Origin of the sequence: Streptococcus sp. 2020WUSS084 (genome assembly GCF_044427445.1) — a bacterium.
GTDB lineage: Bacteria > Bacillota > Bacilli > Lactobacillales > Streptococcaceae > Streptococcus > Streptococcus suis.
In genome coordinates, this window is sequence record NZ_JAOTGC010000016.1 from 35,168 (window position 1) to 46,970 (window position 11,803).

The 11,803-nt window shown below is 41.0% G+C and carries 8 protein-coding genes; 7 read left to right on the top strand and 1 reads right to left on the bottom strand.

Features of this window, described 5'->3' with window-relative positions; translation table 11 throughout:
• Positions 1-110 precede the first annotated feature (110 nt).
• From fusA to glnA, 7 genes are all read left to right on the top strand, one after another.
• Complete coding sequence (gene fusA / locus ODU50_RS08685; RefSeq protein ID WP_011921743.1) at positions 111-2,192, top strand: elongation factor G; 2,082 nt, start codon at positions 111-113, stop codon at positions 2,190-2,192.
• Positions 2,193-3,180: 988 nt separating this feature from the next.
• A complete protein-coding gene (locus tag ODU50_RS08690; RefSeq protein WP_105152868.1) occupies positions 3,181-5,172 on the top strand; it encodes a M13 family metallopeptidase in 1,992 nt (663 codons plus the stop codon).
• A gap of 366 nt (positions 5,173-5,538) precedes the next feature.
• Positions 5,539-6,549 carry a type I glyceraldehyde-3-phosphate dehydrogenase gene (gene gap / locus ODU50_RS08695; protein ID WP_012775479.1) on the top strand — a complete coding sequence of 337 codons (1,011 nt, stop codon included), beginning with the start codon at positions 5,539-5,541 and terminating at the stop codon, positions 6,547-6,549.
• Between the two features lie 250 nt (positions 6,550-6,799).
• Positions 6,800-8,011 carry a phosphoglycerate kinase gene (locus tag ODU50_RS08700; RefSeq protein ID WP_105152867.1) on the top strand — a complete coding sequence of 404 codons (1,212 nt, stop codon included), beginning with the start codon at positions 6,800-6,802 and terminating at the stop codon, positions 8,009-8,011.
• Between the two features lie 1,138 nt (positions 8,012-9,149).
• A complete protein-coding gene (locus tag ODU50_RS08705) occupies positions 9,150-9,665 on the top strand; it encodes an aromatic acid exporter family protein (RefSeq protein WP_105152866.1) in 516 nt (171 codons plus the stop codon).
• Between the two features lie 75 nt (positions 9,666-9,740).
• A complete protein-coding gene (locus tag ODU50_RS08710; RefSeq protein ID WP_002940041.1) occupies positions 9,741-10,112 on the top strand; it encodes a MerR family transcriptional regulator in 372 nt (123 codons plus the stop codon).
• 28 nt (positions 10,113-10,140) lie between these two features.
• Positions 10,141-11,487, top strand: coding sequence for a type I glutamate--ammonia ligase (glnA, locus tag ODU50_RS08715; protein ID WP_011921751.1), 1,347 nt, complete (start codon positions 10,141-10,143; stop codon positions 11,485-11,487).
• Positions 11,488-11,591: 104 nt separating this feature from the next.
• Here the strand turns inward: glnA and ODU50_RS08720 are convergent.
• On the bottom strand, positions 11,592-11,803 hold a 212-nt coding region (locus ODU50_RS08720), incomplete at its 5' end, for a hypothetical protein (protein ID WP_398581395.1).

The window sequence follows — 11,803 nt, forward strand, 5'->3', positions numbered from 1 at the left end:
CCACTTCACACCATTAGTAAGAACTTAAGCGGGTGGGATTTGCCCACTCGCTTTTCTTAAAATATGGTATAATCAGAATAGAAATCTAAAAATATAGGAGAACAAACCTCATGGCACGCGAATTTTCATTAGAAAAAACTCGTAATATCGGTATCATGGCGCACGTTGACGCGGGTAAAACAACGACAACTGAGCGTATTCTTTACTACACTGGTAAAATCCACAAAATCGGTGAAACTCACGAAGGTGCATCACAAATGGACTGGATGGAGCAAGAGCAAGAGCGTGGTATCACTATCACATCTGCTGCGACAACAGCTCAATGGAACAACCACCGTGTAAACATCATCGACACACCAGGACACGTGGACTTCACAATCGAAGTACAACGTTCACTTCGCGTTCTTGATGGTGCGGTAACCGTTCTTGACTCACAATCAGGTGTTGAGCCACAAACGGAAACAGTTTGGCGTCAAGCAACTGAATACGGTGTTCCACGTATCGTATTCGCAAACAAAATGGATAAAATCGGTGCGGACTTCCTTTACTCAGTAAGCACACTTCATGAGCGTCTTCAAGCAAATGCTCACCCAATCCAATTGCCAATCGGTTCTGAAGATGAGTTCCGTGGTATCATCGACTTGATCAAGATGAAAGCTGAAATCTATACTAACGACCTTGGTACAGATATTCTTGAAGAAGATATTCCAGCTGAATACCTTGAGCAAGCTGAAGAATACCGTGAAAAATTGGTTGAAGCAGTTGCTGAAACTGATGAAGAATTGATGATGAAATACCTTGAAGGTGAAGAAATCACAAACGACGAATTGAAAGCTGCTATCCGTAAAGCAACTATCAACGTTGAATTCTTCCCAGTATTGTGTGGTTCAGCCTTCAAAAACAAAGGTGTTCAATTGATGCTTGATGCGGTTATTGACTACCTTCCAAGCCCACTTGACATCCCTGCTATTAAAGGTGTTAACCCAGATACAGATGCTGAAGAAGAGCGTCATGCATCAGATGAAGAGCCATTTGCAGCTCTTGCCTTCAAGATCATGACTGACCCATTCGTAGGTCGTTTGACATTCTTCCGTGTATACTCAGGTGTTCTTAACAGCGGTTCATACGTATTGAACACTTCTAAAGGTAAACGTGAGCGTATCGGACGTATCCTTCAAATGCACGCAAACAGCCGTCAAGAAATTGAAACTGTTTATGCAGGTGACATCGCCGCTGCGGTTGGTTTGAAAGATACTACAACTGGTGACTCATTGACAGATGAAAAAGCAAAAATCATCCTTGAGTCAATCCACGTTCCAGAACCAGTTATCCAATTGATGGTTGAGCCTAAGTCTAAAGCTGACCAAGACAAGATGGGTATTGCCCTTTCTAAATTGGCTGAAGAAGATCCAACATTCCGCGTTGAAACAAACGTTGAAACTGGTGAAACAGTTATCTCTGGTATGGGTGAGTTGCACTTGGATGTCCTTGTTGACCGTATGCGTCGTGAATTCAAGGTTGAAGCAAACGTAGGTGCTCCTCAAGTATCATACCGTGAAACATTCCGCGCTTCTACTCAAGCTCGTGGTTTCTTCAAACGCCAGTCTGGTGGTAAAGGTCAATTCGGTGACGTTTGGATCGAATTCACACCAAACGAAGAAGGTAAAGGTTTCGAGTTCGAGAATGCTATCGTCGGTGGTGTGGTTCCACGTGAATTCATCCCAGCGGTTGAAAAAGGTCTCGTAGAATCTATGGCTAACGGTGTTCTTGCTGGTTACCCAATCGTTGACGTTAAAGCTAAGCTTTACGATGGTTCATACCACGATGTCGACTCATCTGAAACAGCCTTCAAAGTGGCAGCATCTCTTGCCCTTAAAGAAGCAGCTAAATCAGCTCAACCAACTATCCTTGAGCCAATGATGCTTGTAACAATCACTGCACCAGAAGATAACCTTGGTGACGTTATGGGTCACGTTACTGCACGTCGTGGTCGCGTTGATGGTATGGAAGCTCGTGGTAACACACAAATCGTTCGTGCTTATGTGCCACTTGCGGAAATGTTCGGTTACGCAACTGTTCTTCGTTCAGCAACACAAGGTCGCGGTACTTTCATGATGGTATTTGACCACTACGAAGATGTACCAAAATCTGTACAAGATGAAATCATTAAGAAAAACGGTGGCAATGCATAATTGTCTATCTACACCTACCTTCGGGTAGGTGTTTTTTTGGTACGACGGATATGTCACACATCTGAGCGTGATACTCATACTCTTCGAAAATCAAAATTATCCGTTGTCAACTTGCCTTGATGAACTCCAGTTCTATCTTCGGCTTCGTTTCCTAGGCTACTTTTGATTTTCATTGAGTATCAGTAGTTTATCTTTGATTGCTTCGACGAGCGAGGAAACTTCGTTTCCTTATTTCCAACTTCAAACACTTCACTGGAGTATTTGAACTCGCTTTGTCGTACTTTACAGAAGTGATTTGCGAGGCAAGTCTTATTTCCAACCTAGAACAGCCTTTAGGCTGTTCTAGCAACTTGCAGCTATTGAGACGAACTTGCTTCGCCCTATCTCCAGCCTTCAAAGGTTTCCCGAACCTTTGAAGCGAGTACTAAAAACAAACTAAACGACTACACTATATAAAACAGATATCCGCCAGATTCATTTTGGAAATATACAATGAGAAAGCTACAATTTATAAAAAATTACCCTAATTTAGGTGTGGATGGCTAACAAAAGATCAGGGTTTGCTATTTTGGGATTTCATTGGGTATAAGTTCCTGTTGTCGATGAACTCAACAGTGACTCCCAGGTCCGACTACTGTGAAATAAACGGATTAAAACGGTCTGGGAATAGATTGTTTTAGCTTAATAACTTGAAATTAGGAATTGTTGCCGAACTCTTTTGATCGTTCGAGTTCTCGCCTACTCACACTTAATCAGCTAAAATAAATGTTTTAAATTATTTAGAATTACTTTGTTTGGGAATGGTTATAAAAAATAAGAGAATTAATAGATAGGCTACAGAAGAAAAGCAGATATAAATGTTAGAATCCTTATAAGGTAGATCGATGAAAGAGTAGTTTAGGACCGCTAATTACTAAAGGAGGATGCTTGTATGGTGATGAAATAGTGGTACTAAGCACATTAACAATAAAAAGAAAGGACAGAAACCATGAGAAAAAAACTAAAATTTTCATTAGTAGCAGTCGCCTGTGCGACATTTTTGACAGCCTGTGGCACAAGTAATTCCTCGGCTCCCAAAGCAGGTGAAGCAACACCACAGACGGATTTTCATTCTTATATCAATGCGCAATGGTTGAAAAATACAAAATTAGGTGCCGGTGAATCGCAAATAGATAATCTGAGTCAACTCTCTGAGAAAACGCAAGAAGCGATACAGGAGATGATTGACCAGCTGGATATGGACTATTCCAAGCTGCAAGCTGGTAGTGATGAGAAAAAACTTATTGATTTTTACCGATTGGCAGCCGATTTTGATACTCGCAACAAATTGGGGTTAGAGCCTATCAAGCCTTATTTAGAGGAGATTAAAAAAGCCTCTACCATGGAAGAACTCAACAAGATTCTGGTAGCCCTATACGGCAAAAACATCCGCAATTTGCTTCATATAAACGTTACTCAAGATATAAAAGACAGTAACAAAAACACCATCTACGTTGACCCTCACAAGTTAAGTTTTCCAAAAGAAAATTATGATGGCACAGATGAATTTTCACTGAAAAACCAAAAAGCCTTTAAAGCCTATCTGCAGGAAGTGTTTAGCTTGGCAGGAGAATCCTCAAAAGAAGCCTCTTCTAAGGCAGACCTCCTCTTTAATTTGGAAAAAGAGATGGCTGCAGTGCAACGGCCAAAAGAAGAAGCCAATAACTTTGAAGCCATGTATAACGAGAAGACTTGGGATGAGGTCAAAGCACTGGTTCCCAACCTACCGATTGCTGAGTTGGTTTCTGAGTTAGGACTTCAGAATGCTCCAACGACAGTCGTATCAGAACCAGATGCTCTAAAAAAATTAAATGAACTCTATCAAGAGAAGAATTTAGATGCTCTTAAGGCTCTGCTCCAATATCGTGTGATTGCCCATTACAATGATTATCTGTCAAGCAATTTAATTGAGGCAAAAGCGAAATACGACGGCGTAGCAACTGGTGCGGTAGATACTCCGAGTCAAGAAGAAGTTGCTCAAGCGGCCATTGATGCAAATTTCTCAGATATGATTGGCAAAGTTTACGTTAAACACCATTTTTCAGAAGAATCCAAGGCTAATATCCTATCTATGGTTCAAGAGATTAAAGCGACTTATGCAGAGCGAATCAAAGCAGTGCAGTGGATGTCTGAAGAAACCAAGATGCGGGCCTTGAAAAAACTAGATACATTGGTTGTTAAAATCGGCTATCCAGACCAGTGGAAGGATTACTCACAACTTGCTATCCAATCCAAAGAAGAAGGAGGAAGTCTTCTTTCTAACTTCGATATGGTAAAAACACTTGAATTGCGTGAAGAGATGGGGCAATTTGGCAAGCCTTTTGATAAGTCGCAGTTCGGCATGCCTTCTCACACGGTGAATGCCTATTACAGCCCAACTAACAACGAAATTGTTTTTCCGGCAGGGATTTTACAGGCTCCTCTCTACGATCCAAAGGCTAGTCCCGAAGAAAATCTGGGTGGAATCGGGGCTGTTATCGGTCATGAAATTTCCCATGCCTTTGATAAGGCTGGTTCTCAATTTGATGAAAAAGGGAACCTTGTCAACTGGTGGAAACCAGAAGACCTTGAAAAATTTAATAAAAAGGTTCAACAGGCAGCAGATATCTACTCTAAATTGGAAGTGGCTCCGGGCTACTATGTCAATGGCGAAATTTCAACCGGTGAAATCATGGCGGATCTCGGTGGTTTAACGGTTGCCATTGATATTGCTCAGAAAAAAGGCTACAATACGAAGAAAGTCTTCGAGTCTTATGGTAAAGCATGGCGTGAAGTCACCACCAAAGAATTTGCTATTGCCAGCATCAGCGACGAACATCCACCAGCTAAATATCGGGTTAACAACATTGTCAACCAAATTGATCAATTCTATACAGACTTCAATGTCAAAGAAGGGGATCCAATGTATGTGAAACCAGAAGACCGCTTACGAGTGTGGTAAAAGATTATAGAGGTGTCTGCGGTCCAAAATGGGCGGTAGACACTTTTTTAGGTAAAAAATAGAAGTAGTAGTAAACCAAGAATCGGTAAAAAATGTGTCGAGGTATGGCAATGCTATTAAGTTAAGTATTTAACCAGTCATAACCACCCGAGAGAACGCATGGCTATGATTTTTAGCTTTTATTTTTTGGCCTTCTATTTTTTACATAAGATGAACCGGTAAGCAGTTGCAATTTTCGGTAAATAGTTATATAATAAAAACGTTGAAAAGATGCTTGTAGGCTTACAAGTTAATATTTTCACAAAAGGATTAAAAGGCTTGCCTTTTAAAATAAAGAACTCGATTTTCATAAGGAGGAAATCATTCATGGTAGTTAAAGTTGGTATTAACGGTTTCGGACGTATCGGTCGTCTTGCTTTCCGTCGTATCCAAAACGTAGAAGGTGTTGAAGTTACTCGTATCAACGACCTTACAGATCCAGTAATGCTTGCACACTTGTTGAAATATGACACAACTCAAGGTCGTTTCGACGGTACTGTTGAAGTTAAAGACGGTGGTTTCGAAGTTAACGGTAAATTCGTTAAAGTTTCTGCTGAGCGTGAGCCAGGAAACATCGACTGGGCTACTGATGGCGTAGATATCGTTTTGGAAGCTACAGGTTTCTTTGCTTCTAAAGAAAAAGCTGAGCAACACATCCACGCTAACGGTGCTAAAAAAGTTGTTATCACTGCTCCTGGTGGTAACGATGTTAAGACTGTTGTTTTCAACACTAACCACGACATCCTTGATGGTACTGAAACAGTTATCTCAGGTGCTTCATGTACTACAAACTGTTTGGCACCAATGGCTAAAGCTCTTCACGATGCATTTGGCGTTCAAAAAGGTTTGATGACTACAATCCACGGTTACACTGGTGACCAAATGGTTCTTGACGGACCACACCGTGGTGGTGACCTTCGTCGTGCACGTGCTGCTGCTGCAAACATCGTTCCTAACTCAACTGGTGCTGCTAAAGCTATCGGCTTGGTAATCCCAGAATTGAACGGTAAACTTGACGGTGCTGCACAACGTGTTCCAGTTCCAACAGGTTCTGTAACTGAATTGGTTGCAACTCTTGACAAGAAAGTAACTGCTGAAGAAGTAAACGCTGCTATGAAAGCTGCTGCTACTGAATCATTTGGTTACACTGAAGACCAACTCGTATCTTCAGATATCGTAGGTATCTCATTCGGTTCATTGTTTGATGCAACTCAAACTAAAGTTATCGAAGTTGATGGCGAGCAATTGGTTAAAGTTGTTTCATGGTACGACAACGAAATGTCTTACACTGCACAACTTGTTCGTACTCTTGAGTACTTCGCAAAAATCGCTAAATAATCCTTAGTGAAAATCGAAGAGGCTTCGGCCTCTTTTTTTGATTGCTGAAATATAGCTGTTTCCTTATGCTAAGAAGCAAGGATGGCATAAGTTGTTTCTGATTTGGCAACTTTAGAATTTGAAAAATCTGATTACGAGGCGATAGTTTTAGATTTCATAACATTTGTGAAAAAAATATCTTTATGCAAGAAAAAATACAGAAAATATGATACAATGGTAAAGTAAATATAATTTAAGGAGTTCTTATCTAATGGCAAAATTGACTGTTAAAGATGTAGAATTGAAAGGCAAAAAAGTTCTTGTTCGCGTGGACTTTAACGTGCCTTTGAAAGATGGCGTTATCACTAATGATAACCGTATTACAGCAGCTCTTCCAACTATCAAGTATATTCTTGAGCAAGGTGGACGTGCAATTCTTTTCTCTCACCTTGGTCGTGTGAAAGAAGAAGCTGACAAAGAAGGTAAATCATTGGCTCCTGTAGCAGCTGACTTGGCAGCTAAATTGGGTCAAGACGTTGCTTTCATTGCAGGTGCTACTCGTGGTGCTGAATTGGAAGCAGCTATCAATGCTTTGGAAGATGGACAAGTTCTCCTTGTTGAAAACACTCGTTTCGAAGATGTTGATGGTAAGAAAGAATCTAAAAACGACGAAGAACTTGGTAAATACTGGGCTTCACTTGGTGATGGTATCTTTGTTAACGATGCATTTGGTACTGCACACCGTGCACACGCATCAAACGTTGGTATCTCAGCAAACGTAGAAAAAGCAGTAGCTGGTTTCCTTTTGGAAAACGAAATTGCTTACATCCAAGAAGCTGTTGAAACTCCAGAGCGCCCATTTGTAGCAATCCTTGGTGGTTCAAAAGTATCTGATAAGATCGGTGTTATCGAGAACCTTCTTGAAAAAGCTGACAAAGTTCTTATCGGTGGTGGTATGACTTACACATTCTACAAAGCTCAAGGTATCGAAATCGGTAACTCACTTGTAGAAGAAGACAAGCTTGATGTGGCAAAAGCACTTCTTGAAAAAGCTAATGGTAAATTGATCTTGCCAGTTGACTCAAAAGAAGCTAACGCATTTGCTGGATACACTGAAGTTCGTGACACTGAAGGCGAAGCAGTTTCAGAAGGCTTCCTTGGTCTTGACATCGGTCCTAAGTCAATCGCTAAGTTTGACGAAGCTTTGACTGGTGCGAAAACAGTTGTTTGGAATGGTCCTATGGGTGTATTTGAAAACCCAGACTTCCAAGCTGGTACAATCGGTGTAATGGACGCGATCGTGAAACAACCAGGCGTGAAATCAATCATCGGTGGTGGTGACTCAGCAGCAGCAGCTATCAACCTTGGCCGTGCAGACAAGTTCTCATGGATCTCAACTGGTGGTGGTGCATCAATGGAACTTCTTGAGGGCAAAGTGCTTCCAGGACTTGCAGCTCTTACTGAAATGAAAAATAGGCGGTAAGTTAGTTCAACATATCTGTGAGATATGTTGAGGTTAGAAATAGAAGAAGCGAAGCTTCTGTCAAAAATGATTTCGTAGCTTGTTGCTTTATTTTTCTTGGTGACAACTTCAAATAGTCCACTGGGCTATTTGAACCCCGCAAGGCTGAATAGGTTGGTCACAAGCGTAGCAAAGTGAACTACCATTTAGCTACTGCGTATGAACGATGAAAAGAGTTGGGAGACCAACTCTTTTCTAGTGCAAAGGCTAGATTTTCTGTGAACCTAGTGAGTTTAGAAAATCAGCCTAGGGAAAGGCTAAAATGCAACGGGTTTCCGTTGCATTTTGTGCATCGCGTAGAGTTTCTACGAAGCTAAGCGAGTTAGAAAGTCTAGCAAGGTGAAAAGTGCTTCCAGAACTTGCGGTGCTTACTGAAATGAAAAATAGGCGGTGAGTCAGTGGGAGTGGGAAAGAACTCGACTGGTCTAAAAAAGTTCCCCTCACTTCCAAACATTTAGGTTCGGGCTAAAATAGTCCACTCGACTATTTTACTCCCACCCCTGCATAGCTCAAACTGTCTGTGAGACAGTTTGAGGTTGGAGATGAAGCGAACTCTGTTCGCATCAGTCGTATAGGTCAGATTTGGAGTGTGCAACTCGAATTGCTGAGATTTGCTTCGCAAATCTTATCTCCAACCTCTAACAATCTCCCAGATTGTTAGAGCCAATCAACCACTGCGCTGAGATGTTGACACGAACTCTGAGAAGCGTGGCAGGACTTTTTTCCCAGCCTCGGTTAGAAATAGAAGAAGCGAAGCTTCTGTCAAAAATAATTCCGTAGCTTGTTGCTTTGTTTTTTTCTTGGTGATAACTTCAAATATCCCACTGGGCTATTTGAAGCCCGTAAGGCTGAATCTTGGTCACAACTGCCATTCAGCTACCGAACGAAAATATAAATGTAAAAAAGACGTTGTTTTTTGCAGTGTCTATTCGTTTATCTTACTTCTGGGTTCCCTCTTGCGGCTGATTTGAAGTGGCAGATTATTGTTTTTTCGAAAAGCTGGCGTGAACAGGAGGCTTTTCCAGTCGAGCTTAGGAGAAAAGAAAAGCTGGGCAGGTATTTGCTATTCTATTTTTCGAAATCATGTTAGAATAGAGGTATGTTTAAAAAATATACATTTGATCCAAAGAAATTTCGGTTGGGGATGCGGACGTTCAAATCGGGTTTGGCAGTCTTCCTAGTTATTCTTTTGTTTGGTTTTCTGGGTTGGCAAGGGATTCAGATTGCGGCTTTGACGGCTGTGTTTAGTTTACGAGAAGATTTCGATCAGAGTGTCCATTTTGGAGCTTCTCGTATTCTGGGCAATTCTATTGCTGGTTTTTATGCGCTACTCTTCTTTATTTTGGATAGGTTATTCTTAGCTCATTTTTGGGTAACTGCGTTTTTTGTTCCGATATTTGTCATGTTAACGATTATGACAAATGTGGCGATGAATAATAAAGCGGGAATTATTGGTGGAGTGTCAGCTTTATTAATTATTACATTGTCTATCCCTGCTGGTGATACGATTCAATATGTGTTTATTCGTGTGTTTGAAACCTTTATTGGAGTTTTCATTGCGATTCTAGTTAATTATGATGTGAATGTTATAAAAAAACGTTTTCAGGATAAATGATGTCACAAAATATAACATCGCCTATTGACCTCAAAAAAAAATTCTCCTATAATGGTAGGCAGAAAGGAGTTCGTTATGAGAGAAAAAGAGTTTCGTCGTTCCTTAGCCATCTTTCCGATCGGTAGTGTAATGAAGTTGACAGATTTAACTGCTCGTCAAATTCGTTACTATGAAGATCAAGGCTTGATTAAGCCCGATCGCAATGAAGGGAATCGTCGCTTGTATTCTCTAAATGATATGGACTTACTTTTAGAAATCAAGGATTTTTTGGATGAAGGTTTGAATATTGCTGCGATTAAGAAGGAATATGCAAATCGGGAAGCGAAAGCTAAGGTCCAAAAACAGCAGAAAACCTTGACTGATGAAGATGTCCGTCGTATCTTACATGATGAATTCAGTCGTCAGGGACGATTTTCAAGTCCTAGTTCCATTTTCCGTTCGTCGTAATTAGCTTTTAAAATAGAGGAGAAAAATAATGACATTCACAGTGGCAGATATCAAGCGTGATATCAAAGAGAAAAACGTTACCTTCCTACGTCTTATGTTTACAGACATCATGGGAGTGATGAAAAACGTAGAAATTCCAGCAACTGATGAGCAGGTCGAAAAGGTTTTGTCAAATAAGGTCATGTTTGATGGTTCATCTATTGAAGGATTTGTTCGTATCAATGAATCAGATATGTATCTTTACCCAGACTTGGATACATGGACTATCTTCCCTTGGGGTGATGAAAATGGCCGTGTAGCTGGCTTGATTTGTGATATTTATACAACAGATGCTAAGCCTTTTGCTGGTGACCCACGTGGAAATTTGAAGAAATCGCTTCGTCACATGGAAGAGGCAGGTTTCTCTTCATTCAACCTTGGTCCAGAACCAGAATTCTTCCTCTTTAAGATGGACGAACAAGGAAATCCAACGCTTGAAGTAAATGATAAAGGTGGTTACTTTGACCTCGCACCAACGGACTTGGCTGATAATACACGTCGCGAAATCGTCAATGTCTTGACAGAGATGGGCTTTGAAGTTGAAGCGAGCCATCACGAAGTGGCAGTAGGTCAGCATGAAATTGACTTCAAATATGCGGATGTCTTAAAAGCTTGTGACAATATTCAAATCTTCAAGTTAGTTGTTAAAACAATTGCTCGTAAGCATGGTATGTATGCGACATTTATGGCCAAGCCTAAGTTTGGTATTGCTGGCTCAGGTATGCACTGCAACATGTCACTCTTTGATAAGGATGGGAATAATGCCTTCTTTGATCCAGAAGATCCTCGCGGTATGCAGCTGTCTCAAACTGCTTACCATTTCCTTGGTGGTTTGATTAAGCATGCTTATAACTATACTGCTATTACAAACCCGACAGTGAACTCTTACAAGCGTTTGGTTCCAGGCTTTGAAGCTCCTGTGTATATTGCTTGGGCTGGAAAAAACCGCTCACCATTGGTTCGCGTACCTGCATCACGTGGAATGGGAACTCGTTTAGAATTGCGCTCGGTTGATCCAACTGCCAACCCATACTTAGCTATGGCCGTTCTGTTGGAAGTTGGCTTGGAAGGTATTCAAAATAAGATTGAGGCACCAGCCCCAGTAGAATCTAATATCTATGCAATGTCTGATGAGGAGCGTCGTGAAGCAGGAATCACTGATCTTCCTTCAACTCTTCACAATGCATTGAAAGCTCTTCGTGAAGATGAGGTAGTTCGTGCAGCTCTAGGTGATCATATCTATACGAATTTCTTGGAAGCTAAGAAAATCGAATGGGCAAGCTACGCAACCTACGTTTCTCAATGGGAAATCGACAACTATTTGGATATGTATTAAACAAAGGACCCCGACGGGTCCTTTGTTCACGAGCCGAGAAATTGGAAAGCGTGTAATGGTCCAGTGGAGTGAAATAGTCTGGGAAGAGACTGTTTCAGTCTGAGCTAATAAATAGCAGGGCGAGGGGATGGACATGAGCTTGAAATCTGTCTTTTTTCAAGCTGGGTTATCTTGTTAATATAAAATAAAGAGACTGGGCAAAAACTAGCCAGTAAATAAAAAACACAGATAGATTCAAGCTGATTCTGATGAAATTCAGCCGAACTGTCTGTGTTTTTCTTTTTGTTTCTATTATCATGGACTAATTTCTTCGCCA